The sequence below is a fragment of the Streptomyces sp. NPDC008317 genome, assembly GCF_042955955.1.
In the GTDB taxonomy this organism is placed as follows: Bacteria; Actinomycetota; Actinomycetes; order Streptomycetales; family Streptomycetaceae; genus Actinacidiphila.
The window spans coordinates 34,205-51,646 of the sequence record NZ_JBIBFQ010000003.1 but is presented as its reverse complement, the minus strand read 5'-3'; the positions used below and the strand labels follow the sequence as shown (position 1 = coordinate 51,646).

The following is a 17,442-nucleotide window of genomic DNA, read 5'->3' as shown; positions in this document are numbered from 1 at the left end:
CCCTGTGGTCGTACGGGCTACAGGCGCCCCCACCGGCTCGACAGCCCGGCGGGCCGACCCGCCGATGGTGCGGCGTACGGCGGGGAGGCATCCCGCCGTACGCCTGTCCGAGGGGTGGCGCGGGGGGAGCCGCGCCACCGATTCCTCCTGACCGAGGGTCAGAACGCCCCGCCGACCGACGCCTTGGCGTTGGACTCGTCGTAGGCGCGGTCCGAGATGATGACGTTCTCCGGGATCGCCTCGCCGCTGTAGAACTTCTGCGCGGTGGCGAAGGCCAGCGGGCCGAAGCGCGGGTTGGACTCGATCACCGCGTTGTACGTGCCGTTGACGATCGCCTGCACGGCGTTGCGGGTGCCGTCGACCGAGACGACCTTGACGTCCTTGCCCGGGTTCTTGCCCGCGCTCTTGAGCGCGGTGACCGCGCCGAGGCCCATCTCGTCGTTCTCCGCGTAGACCGCGGTGATGCCCGGCTTGGACTGGATGAGCTGCTCCATGACCTGCTGGCCCTTGTCACGGGTGAAGTCACCGGTCTGCTGAGCGACGACCTTCAGGCCGGGCGCCTTGGCGGCGATCTCGTCCACGAAGCCCTTGGTGCGGTCGGTGGTCACGTTGTTGCCCGAGGAGCCGAGCAGGATCGCGACCTGGCCCTTGCCGCCGGTGGCCTTGATCATGGCGTCCGCCGCGCGCTTGCCCTGCTCGACGAAGTCCGAGCCGAGGAAGGTGACGTAGTCCTTGCAGGACGTGGCGTTGATCTTCCGGTCGATGGTGATCACCGGCACGTGCTTGGCGGCGGCGGCCTTCAGCGCCGGGTCCAGGCCGTCGGAGTTGAGCGGCGCGACGATCAGGAGCTGCGCGCCCTGCGCGAGCATGTCCTGGATGTCGCTGATCTGCTTGGGGAGTTGGGACTGCGCGTCGGTGGTCAGCAGCTTCTTCACGCCGAGCTTGGCGGCCTCGTCCTTGATGGACTGGGTCTCGGCGATACGGAACGGGTTGTCCTCCTTCTCCGACTGGGAGAAGCCCACCACCGCGTTCTTCAGGTCGAGCTTGGGGGCGCCGTACGCCGTCAGGGTGCAGCCCGCGCCGGACGCCGTCGGGTCCGTGGTGACCTGCTGCTGCGCCGCCTGGTCCGAGCCGGAGGGGGAGGCGCCCTTGTCGCTGGACTCCGACTTGGAGCAGCCGGTGGCGGCCAGCCCTGCGGTGGCCAGCAGCAGACAGGTGGCGGCCAGTGCGCGGGTTCTGTGGTTCGTCATGCTCACGACACTCCTTGGTCGCGACGGCAGCGGCCGTCGAGTCGTACGTGGGTCCGGCTCCGTGCCGGGGCGGGTGCGCTTCCGGGGCCCGGTCCGGGCTCCCCGAGGAGGCGGTATGACGTGCGGAGATGGCGGCGCTCCGGGGGTGGGAACGCCCGTTCCCTCCCTCGGCTTTACAACGTTATATACGCGCGGCGGCACCTCGACAACCCGTCGTTCCCGATGTTTCCAAAATGCTTCCCACCGCTGTGATCCGTGCTCAGGCAACAACCCCGACAGGCCCGTACGACTTCTGTCGCTGCTCTGGACATGCCCATCCCTGCGTGCTGTCATTCCGGGTGGCACCGCCGTTTCCAACGTTGGAAGGACCGTCGCCGCCAGGGTTCGCGCCCCCGCAGCGCCCCACCCGAAGCCACCAGGAGCCACCCCCCATGCCCCTGAACCGTCGTCAGTTCGCACTCACCGCACTCGCCGCCGGCACCGCAGGGCTCCAACTGCGGTTCGCGGGCGGCGCCCAGGCCGCCCCCACCCCCGCCGCGGCCCGCGTCGCCCCCGCCCGCGGCGGCCTCTACGCGCCGAACGCCGCACCGCTGGCCCCCACCGCCTTCCTGCGGCTGCCGCCCGGCGCCGTCACCGCGCGCGGCTGGCTCGACGGCCAACTGCGCCTCCAACTCGCCGGTCTGTGCGGCCGGTATGCCGACATCTCGCACTTCCTCGCCATGGACAACAGCGGCTGGGCGCACCCCGACCGCGCCGGCTGGGAGGAAGTGCCGTACTGGCTGCGCGGCTATGTCGACCTCGCCGTGCTCACCCAGGACGCCACCGCGCTGGCCGCCGTACGCCGCTGGATCGACGCCATCGTGGCCACCCGGCAGTCCGACGGCTTCTTCGGCCCGACGGCCCTGCGCACCTCGCTCGGCGGCGGCCCCGACTTCTGGCCGTTCCTCCCGCTGACCTGGGCACTGCGCAACTGGCAGGAGTACAGCGGGGACACCAGGATCATCCCGCTGCTGTCCGCCTTCTTCCGCTACATGAACGCCCAGGGCCCCGGTGCCTTCAACCAGAGCTGGGTGTCGGTGCGTTGGGGCGACGGCCTGGACAGCGTCTTCTGGCTCTACAACCGCACCGGCGAGAGCTATCTGCTCGACCTCGCCGACAAGATCCACGCGGGCGGCGCCAACTGGGTCAACAACCTTCCGTCGCTGCACAACGTCAACATCGCCCAGGGCTTCAGGGAACCGGCGCAGTACGCGCTCCGCTCGCCGTCCAACGCCCTCACCCAGGCCGCCTACCAGAACTACACCGCGGTGATGTCCGCCTACGGCCAGTTCCCCGGCGGCGGTTTCGCGGGCGACGAGAACGCCAGGCCCGGCTTCGGCGACCCCCGGCAGGGCTTCGAGACCTGCGGCATCGTGGAGTTCATGGCCAGCCACCAGTTGCTGGCCCGGATCACCGGCGACCCGCTGTGGGCCGACCGCTGCGAGGACCTGGCCTTCAACTCACTGCCCGCGGCCCTCGACCCGGCGGGCAAGGGCGTGCACTACATCACCAGCGCCAACAGCGTCGATCTGAACAACACCCCGAAGACGCAGGGGCAGTTCCAGAACGGCTTCGCCATGCAGTCCTTCCAGCCGGGCGTCGACCAGTACCGCTGCTGCCCGCACAACTACGGCATGGGCTGGCCGTACTTCACCGAGGAGCTGTGGCTCGCCACCCCCGACAACGGCCTGGCCGCCGCGATGTACGCACCGAGCAGCGTCACGGCCAAGGTCGCCGACGGCACCTCGGTCACCATCACCGAGACCACCGACTACCCCTTCGCGGACACGGTCACGCTCAAGATCACCGCACCGCGCGCCCTGGTCTTCCCGCTGTACCTGCGGGTCCCCGGCTGGTGCTCCGCCCCGCGCGTCACCGTCAACGGCCAAGCGGTCAGCGCCCCTTCGGGACCCGCCTTCACCAAGATCAGCCGCACCTGGAACAGCGGGGACACCGTCACCGTCCAGCTCCCGCAGCAGACCACCGTCCGCACCTGGTCCGCCAACCACGGCGCCGTCTCCGTCGACCACGGACCGCTCACGTACGCGCTGAACATCGGTGAGAACTACGTGCGGTACGCGGGCGACGCCGAGTTCCCCGAGTACGAGGTGCACGCCACCACACCCTGGAACTACGGGCTCGCGCTCGACTCCGGGTCCCCGGCCTTCACCAAGTCGGGCGGCTCGCTGGCCGCCAACCCCTTCACGCACGACGGCACGCCGGTACGGATCACCGTGCCCGCCCGCCGTATCGCCGAGTGGAAGGCGGACGGACAGCAGGTCGTCAACCCGCTCCAGACCAGCCCGGCCCGCAGCACCGCGGCCGTCGAGACCGTCACGCTGATCCCGATGGGCGCCGCCCGGCTGCGGATCTCCGCCTTCCCCACCGCCACCCCCAACGGCACCCCGTGGGCACCGGCAGGTGACTACCTGAGGATCTGGAACAAGAACTCCAACAAGGTCATGGGCGTCGACCTGATGTCGACCGCGAACAGCGCCCACGTCGTGCAGTTCGACGACAACGGCACCGCCGACCACCTGTGGCAGCTCGTCGACAACGGCGACGGCTGGTACCGCATCCGCAACCTCAACTCGCAGAAGATGCTGGGCGTGGACCTGATGTCGACCGCGAACAGCGCCCAGGTGGTGCAGTTCGACGACAACGGGACCGCCGACCACCTGTGGCAGCTCGTGGCCAACGGCGACGGCTGGTACCGCATCCGCAACAAGAACTCGGGAAAGGTGCTCGGCGTCGACCTGATGTCGACGGCCAACAGCGCGCCGGTCGTGCAGTACGACGACAACGGCACCGCCGACCACCTGTGGCAACTGCGCTGAGCCCCCGGCTCCCCCCACCCCCGCTCCGCTCTCCTTCCCCCCACCTCTGAGGACGGACCCCCGTGACCCCCGACGACTCCGCGACCCCGCACGCCCGCCCCGGACGCCGCGAACTCCTGCGTTGGAGCGGCGCGTTGACCGCCGCCGCGGCCACCGGCGGCTGGCTCGCCGCCGTGCCCGCGCAGGCCGCCACAGCGAACGCCGTCACCGCGACGGCCGTTCCGGGCGCGGCCCCGCACGCCGCCCAGGCGGCGGCCTCCACCTTCAGCCCGCTGCGCCCGCCCGCCGTACCGCTGGCCGTCCGCTCGCCGTACCTGTCGACCTGGCTGCCCGCCGACAACCTCGCGGGGACCTGGCCCGCCTTCTGGACCGGCCACGTCACCGCGCTGTGCGGTCTCGCCCGGATCGACGGCGCCGCGTACGTCTTCCTCGGCAACCCCGCGCTGCCCGGCGGCCCCGCGCTCACGACCATGCAGCAGGTGTCGCTGCAACTCACCGCCACCCGCTCGATCTACCAGCTCAGCGGCGGCGGCGTGACGCTCACCGTCACCTTCTTCTCACCCGTCGACGTCGGCGATCTCCAGCGCCAGTGCGTACCGCTCAGCTACGTCACCGTGCGGGCCGCGAGCAACGACGGCCGCTCCCACACCGTGGACGTCCATCTCGACGCCTCCGGCGAGTGGGTGCACAACAACGTCGCCACGCCCATCACGTGGGACCGTACGACCACCGGCCGGATGACCGTGCTCAGCGCGGAACCCGCCACCCCGGGTGTCCTTCAGGAGAGCGGCGACCAGGCGTCCTGGGGACGGCTCGTGCTGGCCACCGCCACCGGCGGCGCGGTGACCCATCAGATCGGCCAGGACACCGTGGTGCGCGCGGCCTCGGCGGCCACCGGGCGGCTCGACGGCTCGGTGGACACCGCCAAGCCGCGCGCGATCAACGACCGATGGCCGGTGCTCGGCCTCAACCGGGACTTCGGCACCGTCGACTCCGGTACACCGTCGGCGGAGTTCACCGTCGTCCTCGGCCATGTCCGCACCCCCGCCGTCACCCACCTCGGCGCACAACTCCAGCCCTGGTGGACGCACTACTGGAGCTCCTGGACCGCCATGGTGGACTGGTTCGACGCCGACCGCGGCGCCGCGCTGACCGCCGCGACCGCCCTCGACCAGAAGATCCACGACGACGCGGTCACCGCGGCCGGCGGCGGAAGCACCGGCGACCACTACGCCGCCGTCTGCGCCCTCGCGCTGCGCCAGGCCGTCGCGGGCACCGAACTGGTCGACCGCGACGGCGGCCCCTGGGCGTTCTTGAAGGAGATCTCCTCCAACGGCGACATGTCCACCGTCGACGTGATCTACCCCGCCTTCCCCGCCTACCTCTACCTCTCCCCGGCCTACCTGCGACTGGTGCTCGAACCGCTCTTCCACTACGTCGAACACGGCGGCTGGTCACAGGACTTCGCACCGCACGACCTCGGCACCTACCCCAACGCCTTCGGCCGCGCCGACGGCAACGAGGAGAGCATGCCGGTCGAGGAGTCCGCGAACATGCTCATCATGGTCGCGGCGATCGTCCAGCGGCTGCCCACCGCTGACGGCGCGTCATACGCCGCCGCCCACTACGCGGTGCTGCGCCGCTGGGCCGAGTACCTGGTCGCCAACACCCTCGACCCCGGCTACCAGAACCAGACCGACGACTTCACCGGCTTCATCGCGCACAGCGCCAACCTCGCGCTCAAGGGCATGGTCGGCATCGGCGCGATGGGCGTCATCGCCGCCGCCACCGGCAACACCGCGGACGCCGCCCGCTACCGCTCGGTCTCCCGCGGCTACCTCAGCCAGTGGACCACCCTCGCCCAGGACTCCTCCGGCACCCACCTCAAACTGGCCTACGACCAGGACGGCACCTGGAGCCTGAAGTACAACGGCTTCCCCGACCGGCTGCTCGGCCTCGACCTGGTCCCGGTCGGCTTCGCCGAACAGGAGGCCAACTGGTACGCCTCCCACGCCGGCACTTACGGCATCGAACTCGACCCGCGCAACGACTACACCAAGGCCGACTGGGAACTGTGGACGGCGGCCTGGCTCGCCGACCGGCCCGGCGTCCGCGACCTGCTCGTCAACGGCGTCTACGCCTACGCCGACACCACCCGGATGCGCGTCCCGTTCAGCGACTGGTACACCGTGGCCAGCGCCGCCCAACGCGGCTTCCAGGCCCGCCCGGTGGTGGGCGGCGCGCTGGCCCTGCTCCTGAAACCCGCCGTGTCCACCGTGGTGTGGTGCCGGATCCAGAACCGCAACTCCGGCAAGGTGCTCGCCGTCTCCGGCATGTCCCGCGCCGACACCGCCGAGGTCACCCAGTACGCCGACAACGGCACCGCCGACCACGTCTGGACCGTGCTCGACAACGGCGACGGCACCGTACGCATCATCAACCGCAACAGCGGCAAAGCGCTCGCCGTCCACGACCAGAGCCTCGACGACGGCGCCCACGTCCAGCAGTACCAGGACAACGGAACGCCCGACCACCTGTGGCGGATCGTCGACAACGGCGACGGCTGGAAGAAGATCGTCAACGTCCGCTCGGGCAAGGTCCTCGCGGTCGACGGCATGTCGCAGGCCGACGCCGCCCAGGTCACCCAGTGGACCGACAACGGCAGCGCCGACCACCTGTGGCGGATGATCTGAGCGCCGTCGCCCGACCGCTCAGCAGGGATCGCGCCACGCGTCCAGCGAAAGGTGCTTCACCATCGAACTGAGCCCCAACTTCCTCGCCTGAGAGCAGAACTGACCGGTCTTCAGCTTGTACTCGACGTGGAATACCGGCTTGTCCGCCGCGATGAACGGCGCCATTTGCGCACACTCGTCGTACTGCGCGCACTCCTCGTTGACCGCGAAGTCGAAGTACCGCACGAGCGTGGCCACCTGGCCGACGTCGTTCTTCAGACCGACGGCCAGCCCACGCTCGTGCGCCAGGTCGGCGATCATCCGGTTGTACGTGATCTGCTGAGCGGCCGTCAGCGGAAAGCCGGTGGTGTTCGCGTAGCCGTCCATCAGGTCGGGCTCCACCGCGTCGAAGCCCTTCTCGCGGCACATGTCGAAGCGGGCGGCCATCAGCGGGCGCAGGACGTCCACCCGGCGGATGTCCAGCCAGCGTTCGCCGTCCCAGCCGTCGCCCTCGCCGCGCACCGACGCGGGGAATTTCCCGCTGTCGGGGCGGAAGGACTCCCACGCCCCGACGTTGATGTAGCAGATCACCTTGCGCCCGGCCGCGTGCAGCGTCCTGACCACCTCGGCGCCGTTCTCGAAGCCGTCGATGTCGTAGACCGGTACGTCCACCGAGGTGTCGACCGTGCCGCTGAGCTGCCACTGCCAGGGAGTGCGGGCGCGCGGATGCCAGTACGCGGGCGCGCCCCGCCCGGTCGCCGCGTGCGTGGGCGTACCTTCCGGGGCGCTCGCCGGGCCGGTCGTGGCGGGGCTCGACGCGGCGCCCTTCGCGGGGCCGGACGCGGTCACCGAGGGACTGCCGCCCGCCGTGCCCCCGCCGTCCGTACCTCCACGTCCACCTCCGCCACCGTCCCCGTCACCCGACGACGAGCAGGCCGCCAGCACGAGCAGCAGGGCGGCGGTCACCGTGCGCACGGTGAGATTCAGCGCCTTACGGCGGGCGGTCATACGTTTCCTCCGATCGGGACGGGCGCGGTCCGCCACGGATTGGGCGGCAGACCGGGGACCGCGCAGCGCACGGCCGCACCGCGCAGCGCCGCCAGCCGGGCCGCCCGCCCCGCGAGACCGTCGGGCACCCCGTACACCAGATGGCAGAACCGTTCGGCCGGATGCCCGGCCGTCCAGCGCGGCACGCCCGCGCCCTGGTAGTCGTCCCAGGTCCCCTCGAAGGTCACGAGCAGGTCGCAGAGACGGGCGTAGCCGGGATCGGGGTGCACCCCTGGATTGAACACCACCGTCCGCGCCCCGCAGAGCCGGGCCGTCCTGGCCAGCCACCGGTAGTACGGGATCCGCCGCGCGTCGGACGCCACCCGGTCGAAGAACACGCCGTCGGTGGCGTACCAGGCCCGGTGCCTGCGCAGATCGCGGTAGACCGTGTGCGCCGGGCGGGCCGCGTAGTCGGTGTCGACATAGCCGAGCACCGGCGCCCCGGCCTCCCGCAGCCGCCGCGCGGCGAGCGTGTACACCGGGTCCGGCCGGTCGCCGGGACCGTCCGCGGCGTTGAGCACCACCCCGTACAGGGCCGGTGCCGCGTCCTCCAGGGCCCGCCACGCGGCCGGGTCCACCGCCGGGTGGACGTACAGCGGCACGAGCAGCGAGCCCGCGGAGGGCGCGGGGGAGCCATGGCTCACGGTGAGATCCTGACCGGCTCGCCCGGCACCGCCGCCCACAGGGCGGTGAGCGCGTCCCGCAGCGTCCGCGTGGGCTGCCAGCCCAGCGCGTACGCCGCGAGCGTGATGTCCGCCTGGTGCCAGGACACTCCGGCCGAGCGCTCCGAGCCCCGCCCCGACTCCTCCAGCCGGCCGGCGAAGCCGCTGACCGAGGCCAACTCCGCCGCCAGCGTGCGCACTTGGGTCGCCTCGCCCGAACCGATGTTGACCACGGGCGGCACCGAGCCGGGCGCGGCCACCGCGAGGGCCACCGCGTCCGCCACGTCGTCCGCGGCGACGAAGTCGCGGTACGCGGCCAGACTGCCGGTGCGCACCACCCCTTCGCGCGGCGCCTCGCGGAAGGCGGCGGCCAGCCTGCCGGGCAGCCCGGAGGTCGGCGAGCCCGCGCCGACCGGGTTGAAGACCCGCAGCACCACCGCGTCGAGGCCCGAGCCGGTCACGGCGAGGGTGCCCGCGAGCTTGGCCGCCCCGTAGACGCCCTCCGGCCGGGCGGGCGCCGACTCCGCCAGCGCGGCGCCGGGCTCCGCCGGTCCGTACTCGGCCGCCGAGCCCAAGTGCACCAGCCGCGCCGACGGCGTGGCGAGCGCCATCGCCTCGCACAGCGCGGCCGGCCCCCGCGCGTTGGTCGCGCACAGCGCGCTGGCGCGGCCCGCCACCACGCCCGCGCAGTCGACCACCGCGTCGGGGGCCAGCGCGGCGAGCCGCCGGGCCAGGACGTCGACCGGCACGGTCGCCAGGTCGGCCGCCAGATCGAGTCCGGCGCCGCCCTTCGGACCGCCCCGCGTACCGCCCTTGGCACCGTCCCCCGCGCCCCGCCCGCCGCGCAGGATCCGCGCACCGGGCGTCCGCTGGAGCCGCGCGGTCACCCGGGAGCCCAGGAAACCGCCACAGCCCAGTACGAGAATCCGCGTCCGCGTCATGTCCCCTCACGCCCCCTTGAGCAACAGGCCGCGACGGCTGCTGAATTCGGCGTTCGCCCGGTCGTAGTCGTCGGGGCGGCCGATGTCGAGCCAGTAGCCGTCGAAGTCGAAGGCCCGCGGCTGCGCACCCGCGGCCAGCAGATCGAGCACCACCTCGTCGAAGCCCAGCGGCAGACCGGGGGTGTAGCGCAGGAGCGTGCTCCGGGAGACCCCGTACACCCCCATCGACACCCGGTAGTCCATGCTCGGCTTCTCGGTGAAGGCGACCACCCGCCCGTCGTCGGTGCTGAGCACCCCGAAGTCGATGTTCACGGTACGGGCGTAGGTGGCGATGGTGAGCGGCGCGCCCGTGCCCCGGTGCTGGTCGAGGACAGCGGAGAAGTCGAGGTCGGTGAGCACGTCGCCGTTCATCACCAGGAAGTGTTCGGGGAGTTGGTCGATCATCGTGAGCAGCGGGCCCATCGTGCCCAGCGGACTGTCCTCGGTCACGTAGTCGACCTCGATGCCCCACTGGGAGCCGTCCCCGACGTACGCGCGGATGATGTTGCCGAGGTGGCCGATGGCGATGGTGCAGCGGCGGAAGCCGAAGCCCGCGAGCTGGCGCATCACGATCTCCAGGATCGCGTGGCTGTCGCCGATCGGCACCAGTGGCTTGGGCAGTGCGGTGGTGTACGGCCGGAGCCTCACGCCTTTGCCCCCGGCGAGAATGACTGCGTGCATGGTGGTCCCCCCTGCGGTTGGATGTCAGCGGTTCTCTGCTGCGATGAAAGTGGTCAACAGGTGCCCGGCGCGGCGCTGATGAGGCGGCGTCAGACGTTGTACGCGGTGGTCTTGTAACGGGCCAGGTGGGCCGGGTCGCGGAAGAAGTCGATGGTGTGCGCCAGCCCGTCCTCCAGGCTGTGGGCCGGTCGCCAGCCGGTGGCCTCGCGCAGCCGGGTCGCGTCGCAGACCAGCCGCATGACCTCGGAACCGGCGGGCCGCAGCCGCTGCGCGTCCTCGCGCACCAGCAGCTCGGTGTCCATCAGCTTGCCGATCAGCCGCACCAGGTCGCCGACCGAGATCTCGCCGCCCGTACCGGCGTTGAAGGTCCGGCCGACCACCTTCTCGGCGGGCGCGGTGCCGACCGCGACGAAGGCCGCGGCGGTGTCCTTGACGTAGCTGAAGTCCCTGGTCGGCCGCAGGTCCCCCAGCGTCACCTCCCGCTCGCCCGCCGCGACCTGGCCGATCACCGTCGGGATCACCGCGCGCATCGACTGCCGCGGCCCGAAGGTGTTGAACGGCCGCAGCGTCACCACCGGCGTCTCGAAGCTGGCGTGGTAGCTGTCCGCCAGCCGGTCCCCGCCCGCCTTCGACGCGGCGTACGGCGACTGAGTGACGATCGGGTGGTCCTCGGTGATCGGCACGGTCCGCGCGGTGCCGTACGTCTCGCTGGTGGAGGTGTGCACCAGCCGCGGGACGCCGAACTCCCGCACGGCTTCGAGAACGTTGAGGGTGCCGGACACATTGGTGTCCACATAGCTGCGCGGCGCGCGGTACGAGTACGGGATCGCGATCAGCGCGGCCAGGTGGTAGACGGTGTCGCTGTCGGCGACCAGATCCCGTACGGAACCTGAGTCGCGGACGTCGCCGAGGACCACCTCGACCCGGTCCAGCACGTCGGGCGCGAGCACTTCGAGCCAGCCGTGGGACGAGAACGAGTTGTACTGCACCATCGCGCGGACGCGGCGCCCGGAGGCGACCAGCGCCTCCACCAGGTGCGAGCCGATGAAGCCTTCCGCGCCGGTGACGGCGACGGGTGTCTCGGTGGACACGGATGAATCTCCTTCTGCGGAGGGTCGGTTGGAGTGGTGAGGTCGGAGGTCGGTGGTGTGCGGCGCGGGTGTGCGCGCCGCGGACGCGGGGTCAGCGGTGGGTGGTCACGCGGCCGGTCATCGTGAAGGCCGCCGTGAGCAGGACGGCGGCGGCTCCCGCGCAGACCAGGCCGAGTACGGTCCCGGCCGTCGCGGTGTGCGCCGCCAGCAGCACGACCGCCGTCAGGACGGCGGCGGCGAGCACGTAACTCCCCGTCCACGCCCGGCCGCAGGACTGGAGGAGCAGCGACAGCCACAGCGTGCCGCCGAGGGCCAGCAGCACCGACAGGTGCGCCGGGTTCCAGGCGGCGGCGCCGGGCACGACCGCCGCCTCGACGGCCGCGAGCGCGGCCAGCGCGACGGCGTAGAGCGCGAGACAGCCCGCCAGCACGCGCCACGACCTGGCGAGCAGCCGCTCGTGCACGGTCGTCCCGCGCAGTGCGGTCAGACACCGGCTGCGGAAGCGGAAGAGCAGCCATTCGGCGACGCCCATGCTCACCGTGAGCGCGGCCACGAACTCCCCGGTGAGCGCCGCCGCGACCACCAGCGCGCCGCCCGCGAGCCCCGCCATCCCGTGCGGCAGCGACAGATACGGCGACAGGCCCTTGGCGTCGGTGACGCCGTCGTCGGCCCGCCACAGCAGCCGGGCCGCCTCCGGCAGGGTCCGGAGCGAGGAGACGAGCCCGGTGCGGGTGCCCGTACCGGGTCCGGCTGCCCTGCGGCCGAACCGGCCGGGTGTGGTGCGGGTGTCCGTGCCGGGTCCGGCTGCCCTGCGGCCGAATCGGCCGGGTGCGGTGGGGGTGCCCGTGCCGGGTCCGGCTGCCCTGCGGCCGAATCGGCCGGGTGTGGTGCGGGTGCCCGTGCCGGGTCCGGCTGCCCTGCGGCCGAACCGGCTTGCGCGAGCGCGCAGTTGGGCGCCGCGGTCGGCGCGCACACGCTCGCGCCAGGGCGCGCGCGGCGGCTTGGCGGGCCCGCGCTCGGGCGGCTCACCGGTCAGGGCGGTGCGCAGCGCGGTGGCGAGGGCCGCCCCGCCGGCCGCCGCCGCGGTGGCGACCAGGACGGCGGCGACCGCGGGCGACGGCAGGCCGCCGGCGCCGCAGGCGACCGCGACGGCGAGCGGCGTCAGGACGTAGAGGAGGGAGCGCTCGCGGCCGAGCACGAGCAGGACGGTCGCGGACGCGACGTACACCGACTGGCCGGCCGCGAAGGCGAGGGCGGAGAGATGGCCGGGGCCCGCGACGGCCGCGGCGGCGGCCCCGGCCAGGCAGTCCCCGACCGCCGCGCCGGTGACCAGGCAGCGCGCGGCGGCCCGCGGTCGCTGGGCGAGCAGGTGCAGGTGCGCGCGGTGCGCGAGCGCCTGGTTCCAGCCCCACCCGCACAGCGCCGCCGCGCCCCACGCGGCGACCGCGCGGGACACCCCGAACGGCCCGTCGTCGCCGCCCGCCCAGCGCCCGCCGAGCACATAGGCGACGCCGGGCAGCGCGAAGGTCAGGCCACGCAGTACGCAGCGCCACACGTCGACCTGCCACGGGTCGTCGGCGGGTTCGGGCTCGGGGAAGCGCCGCGGCACCGTCTCGAACAGCTCCCGCGCGAGCGAGAACAGGTCCGGGTGCCCGTAGCGGCCGGTGATCTGCTCGTCGGTCAGCCCCTCGGACTCCAGCACCGCCGCGATCTCGTCGGGGTGCACGGCCGCCGAGCACGCCGCCGACAGCCGCTCCGCCAGCTCCGCGACCGGGTCGCCGACCGCCCAGGACGGCACCCGGCGCGGGCGCGGCAGCTCGGGCAGCGCGGCCATACCGCCGCCCGCGACCCTGCTGAGCAGGGACATCGGCCCGCTCACCGGCCGTCCCCGACAGCCCGCACACCGACGACTGTCGCGTCATCGGCGTTCTCAGCGACGGCTGTTGACAGTCCATCAGCTTCGGCGTCCGCTGAACCCCCGCGCCAGACACGGGACATCCAGGTGACACCGCCGTAGATCTGCGCGCCGCGGTCCTCGACCCGGCTCAGTCCCGTGTAGATCCCCCGGAAGGCGTCGATCGTCTGACGGAGCGTGAACTGGTCGATGACCCGCAGCCGCGCCTCCCAGCCCATCGAGGCGCGCCGCGCCGGATCGCGCAGCAGCTCGACCGCGGCCCGCGCCATCGCCTTCGGATCGCGCGGCGGCACGACGAGACCGGTGTCGCCCACGGCCTCCCGTACCCCGCCGACATCGGTCGACACGGTGCACCGCCCGCAGGACATCGCCTCGATGAGGGTGAAGGGGAAGCCCTCGCTGATGCTGGAGAGCATCACGACCTGCCCGGCCGCGTACGCGGTGCGGATGTCGTCCACCCGGCCCTCGAAGGTGACCGCGTCGGCCGCGCCGACCGTCGCAGCCAGTGCCTCGCACCGCTCGCGGTACGCCTCGCCGCCGCGCGGAGTGCCGCCGAAGATCCGCAGCCGCGCGGCGGGTATCTCTGCCCTGACCAGCGCGAAGGCGCGGATCAGCGTCTCCAGGTCCTTGATCGGGTCGATCCGCCCCGCCCAGGTGAGCGTTGGCACCTCCGGCTCGGGACCGGCCATCGGGAACGCCCCGGGATCGACTCCGTTGTAGACGGTACGGATCCGGTCAGGCGCCGCCCCGCCGTGCTCCTCCCACCGCCGGTTGTAGCGGTTGCCCGGCGTGATCAGCGCGCTGTTGCGGTACGTCTCGCGCGACAGCAGCCGGAAGAAGGTGAGCAGCAGCGCCTTGACCGGCCAGCGGTACGGGCCCGTGCGGTAGCCGAGATAGCGTTCGCGCTGGTAGACGCCGTGCTCGGTGAGCAGCAGCGGAGTGTCGTACCGCTCGTGCGCCACCAGTCCCGGCAGCGTGGCCAGCCCGCCGCTGACGGCGTGCGCGACCTGACCCGGCGGCGGTACCACGGCCAGCGGGCGCAGCGCGTGCTCCAGCAGATCGACGGCGCTGAGCGCGTCGGCCTGGGTCGGCACCGCGGCCGACACGGTCGTACCGGGGCGGCGCCACAGCCGGATCAGCGTCCGCACCGCCTCCTCCGAGCGCAGCCCGGCCGACAGCGCGCCCATGCCCGCCCACCCGGCGAGCGCGTACAGCGCGGGTCCGAAGTCCTCGTCGGGCGCCGCGGACCGGCCGCCGCGGGCCGGCGGCTCGTCCGCGCCGTCCTCGTGCAGCAGCGCCCGCAGAAAGCGTTCCCACACCGCGAGGAACGCGCGGCGGTCCCGGCCGCGCGGCGCCCTGCCCTCCGGCGCCTGCCCCCACAGCGGGACCACGTCGAGCCCGGTGACCTGCGCCGGGAGCGGCCAGACCGGGGTCTCGCGGCCGGTGCCCGTCACCGCGATCACCGAGAATTCGACGTCCGGCATCCCCTGGACCAACTGGTCGCACCACACGCTGACCCCGCCGGGGCTGTGCGGATACGTGCCCTCGGTCAGCAATGTCACCCGCGCGGTGCGTGAGGGCGGTGCGCCGAAGATTCTGTGCGTGGAAATGGTGTCCCCCCTGGACGTTCTCGTGTCACGGGGCGCCGGTGACCGTGCGGCGCCCCGGTACCGCGGGCGGGGCCGAGTACGCCCCGCCCGCGGGTGGTTCACTTTCCGGTGCTACTTCCTGGTGTGGTCGCCCGGTCCCACGGGCACGGCCTTGGCGACGCCCTTGGGCACCGGCAGATGGCCGACGGAAGCCTTGATCGTGATCGGCCCGAGCGAGACGTTCAGGTTGACCAGCGCGGGCACCGCGCCGGACGGCAGCGTCAGCGACACATTGCTCTGGAGCACGCCGGGCGTGGTCCAGCCGGACACCTTGCCCGCGTAGGAGGTGCCGAAGGCGGTCGTGCCGAGCAGTTGGGACTGGCGCGTACCGGCGGGCATCGTCGCGGTGATCTGCGTACCGCTCGGCGCGTTGACCGTCACCGCGTCACCGATCCGGTAGGCGGTCACCTGGCCGCCCTTCCACGCCGTGTCCCACGCCGCCCTGCGCTGCAACTCGGTGGCGATGTCCGAGGTCCGCAGGTTGACGGTCGGGGTGCTGGCGGCGAACAGCGACGCGTAGTCGCTGAGGATGCGCTCCAGCACCGGGTAGGCGATGCGGCCCTCCGCGAGGTTGGACTGGTGCATGAAGTGCGGGCGCGGGTTGTTGCCCAGCACGTGCCCGAGGTCGATCTTGGCCTCGAGCGGCACGATGTACGACGCGTAGCCGGTGTCGGTGTCCAACGGCGCGGTCAGACAGGTGGAGTTGCCCGAGGTCGCGCAGGCGCCGCTGCCGCCCTGGGCGGAGCTGGTGTAGATCCAGTTGTACTCGTCGGTCTCCTCCTGCGCCGTACCGGCGTTGTAGAAGACGTTCATCGGGAAGCGCGGCACGGTGACCGCGGGACCGACCTGACGCTGGCCCGGGTCGCGGGAGTTGTCGCTGGCCAGGTACTTCACGCCGAGCTGGGTCAGCGCGGGCGCGAGGTTCGGATTGTCGACCGGCTGCTGCGGCAGCACCTTGAGCCCGGAGTGCTCACCGGTCACCAGCTCCTGGTTGTTCAGCGACAGCCCGTGCGAGGCGGCCCAGTCGCGGTTGTCCTGCACCGAGGCCGTGATGTCGGCCTTGCTGACCCACTGGACATTCCCCGAGGCGTCCGTCCCGCAGACCCACGGCACCACGCTGACGTCCTGGACACAGCCGAGGAAGGGGTGCAGATACGTGTGGTTGACCCAGCGGTAGGCGCTCTTGTCGGCCAGGAGCTGGGTGGCCAGCGGGTCGACGGTGGTGTCGTGGTCGGCCTTCCAGTCCTCGCTGCCGCCGCCGTTGAAGACGAAGTCGAGGGTGAGGCCGTGCGCCTGCGACCACTGCTTGGCGTACTGCGCGTCCGCCGCGGTCATCCGGATCGGATCGGTGTCCTCACCGGTGCCGATCGGGCAGTCCACGTCGCCGGGCGTGCAGTTGAGGGTGGTGTTCCACCGGTCGTCGGCCAGGAAGATGTCGTCGACCTGCACCTCGAAGTAGTTGCGGTCGGCGCCGAGGTGGATGCCCTGGGTCATCCACTCCACGATCCCGCGCGCCAGCAGCCGGAACTGCTGCTGGTACTGGTTGTAGACGAATGGCAGCACCAACTCGCTGCGCCCGTCGTGGTTGTACTGCCCGACCAGCACACCGCGCGCCGAACTGTCCGGAATCGGCGCGTCGACCAGCGTGGTGAAGGCCGCCCCGGCGGCCTGGGTCGCCAGCGGCGTCGCGAGGAAGCCGTAACTCTCGGCCACGTTCGGGTCGTTGTCCTCGAAGGGCACCGCGCCCTTGAGGTAACCGAAGTCGCCCGCGGTGCCCTGCGCCGTCACCTGGCCCTGAATGCCGTCGAGTTGGCCGATGTACCCCGGATCCTGCGCGTAGTTCAGCCCGACGCCGGGCTGGGCGTAGGTGTACGCGTCCACCTGGCGGATGCCGAAGTCCGTCTCGTACGCCGCCAGTGCGGCCATCTCGGCTGAACCAGCCCCGAACGGGTTGTCGTTGGGCAGCACCACCGACTGGAACTTGGCGCGTGCCCGGCCGCTCACGGTGTCGCTGAGGTAGGCGGCGTTGATGGTCGGCCGGCCCGCCTGGTTGAGATCGATCCTCGTGTACGGGGTCCCCGCCCCGTCGAGTTCCGCGGTGATGGCCTGTGTCGCTGGTCCGCCGTCGTCGACGACCAGCACCCTCAGATCGATACGGGGCGGTGTCGCGGCCTGCGCCCCGCTCGGTGCCACCCCCAGGGCCACGAGAACCGCCGCTGAACTCAGAGCGGCAGCACGCAATGCTCTGCCCATAGTTTTCCTCCCCCGGAAGACGGCATGAATCGGCTCAGCGTCTTCCAACTGGCAGCGGCCGAATCCCGGCCGCAATTACGGGGACCATCGTGGGGCACGGTGCGGAGGACTTGTGACCATTCTGCGGAGGTGGCCGGAAGGCAGGGGACACCGAACGGCGTGACGCGCCTGCCCGACCCTTCCCACCTGCGAGTTTACTGAATGACATGAGCACGGCGCGAAAGGATTATCGACCTGAATGATGAATCATCGCTCGGATTTACGATTTTCTCGACCGTGGTGAGGATCGATCGTCCGCGTGGTGGAAAATGACCGGAAAATGATCGAATCGAATTCCCGGAGAACGAGGGGAATACGCGGGGCGTA

11 protein-coding genes are annotated in these 17,442 nt (G+C 71.9%); 2 read left to right on the top strand and 9 right to left on the bottom strand.

Annotation, left to right across the window (positions count from 1 at the left end; translation table 11 throughout):
- Positions 1 to 158 precede the first annotated feature (158 nt).
- On the bottom strand, positions 159 to 1,250 hold the full coding sequence (locus ACFY9V_RS10180) for an ABC transporter substrate-binding protein (protein ID WP_355347747.1): 1,092 nt from the start codon (positions 1,248 to 1,250) through the stop codon (positions 159 to 161).
- Between the two features lie 431 nt (positions 1,251 to 1,681).
- On the opposite strand from ACFY9V_RS10180, the gene ACFY9V_RS10175 reads away from it, so the two are divergent.
- Together ACFY9V_RS10175 and ACFY9V_RS10170 are read left to right on the top strand one after the other, a co-directional pair.
- Complete coding sequence (locus tag ACFY9V_RS10175) at positions 1,682 to 4,126, top strand: RICIN domain-containing protein (protein WP_391160669.1); 2,445 nt, start codon at positions 1,682 to 1,684, stop codon at positions 4,124 to 4,126.
- A 62-nt stretch (positions 4,127 to 4,188) separates the two neighbouring features.
- The gene (locus ACFY9V_RS10170) at positions 4,189 to 6,819 is read left to right on the top strand and encodes a glutaminase domain-containing protein (RefSeq protein WP_391160667.1); all 2,631 of its coding nucleotides are present in this window, start codon (positions 4,189 to 4,191) and stop codon (positions 6,817 to 6,819) included.
- 18 nt (positions 6,820 to 6,837) lie between these two features.
- Here ACFY9V_RS10170 and ACFY9V_RS10165 read toward each other — a convergent pair whose 3' ends face one another.
- From ACFY9V_RS10165 to ACFY9V_RS10130, 8 genes are all read right to left on the bottom strand, one after another.
- On the bottom strand, positions 6,838 to 7,806 hold the full coding sequence (locus ACFY9V_RS10165; RefSeq protein WP_391160664.1) for an endo alpha-1,4 polygalactosaminidase: 969 nt from the start codon (positions 7,804 to 7,806) through the stop codon (positions 6,838 to 6,840).
- A complete protein-coding gene (locus tag ACFY9V_RS10160) occupies positions 7,803 to 8,489 on the bottom strand; it encodes a spherulation-specific family 4 protein (protein ID WP_355347735.1) in 687 nt (228 codons plus the stop codon). The genes ACFY9V_RS10165 and ACFY9V_RS10160 overlap by 4 nt, the downstream gene beginning before the upstream one ends.
- Positions 8,486 to 9,448, bottom strand: coding sequence for an NAD-dependent epimerase/dehydratase family protein (locus ACFY9V_RS10155; RefSeq protein WP_391160663.1), 963 nt, complete (start codon positions 9,446 to 9,448; stop codon positions 8,486 to 8,488). Before ACFY9V_RS10155 ends, ACFY9V_RS10160 begins: the two co-directional genes overlap by 4 nt.
- Before the next feature lie 6 nt (positions 9,449 to 9,454).
- The gene (locus ACFY9V_RS10150; protein WP_355347729.1) at positions 9,455 to 10,168 is read right to left on the bottom strand and encodes a sugar phosphate nucleotidyltransferase; all 714 of its coding nucleotides are present in this window, start codon (positions 10,166 to 10,168) and stop codon (positions 9,455 to 9,457) included.
- An 89-nt stretch (positions 10,169 to 10,257) separates the two neighbouring features.
- Positions 10,258 to 11,259, bottom strand: coding sequence for a GDP-mannose 4,6-dehydratase (locus tag ACFY9V_RS10145; RefSeq protein WP_391160661.1), 1,002 nt, complete (start codon positions 11,257 to 11,259; stop codon positions 10,258 to 10,260).
- 91 nt (positions 11,260 to 11,350) lie between these two features.
- Positions 11,351 to 13,138, bottom strand: coding sequence for a hypothetical protein (locus tag ACFY9V_RS10140; RefSeq protein WP_391160659.1), 1,788 nt, complete (start codon positions 13,136 to 13,138; stop codon positions 11,351 to 11,353).
- Positions 13,135 to 14,736: a GT4 family glycosyltransferase PelF gene (pelF, locus tag ACFY9V_RS10135; protein ID WP_391160657.1), complete on the bottom strand. Its 1,602-nt coding sequence runs from the start codon at positions 14,734 to 14,736 to the stop codon at positions 13,135 to 13,137. The genes ACFY9V_RS10140 and pelF overlap by 4 nt, the downstream gene beginning before the upstream one ends.
- Positions 14,737 to 14,895: 159 nt before the next feature.
- Complete coding sequence (locus tag ACFY9V_RS10130; RefSeq protein ID WP_391160654.1) at positions 14,896 to 17,076, bottom strand: hypothetical protein; 2,181 nt, start codon at positions 17,074 to 17,076, stop codon at positions 14,896 to 14,898.
- Positions 17,077 to 17,442: the final 366 nt, after the last annotated feature.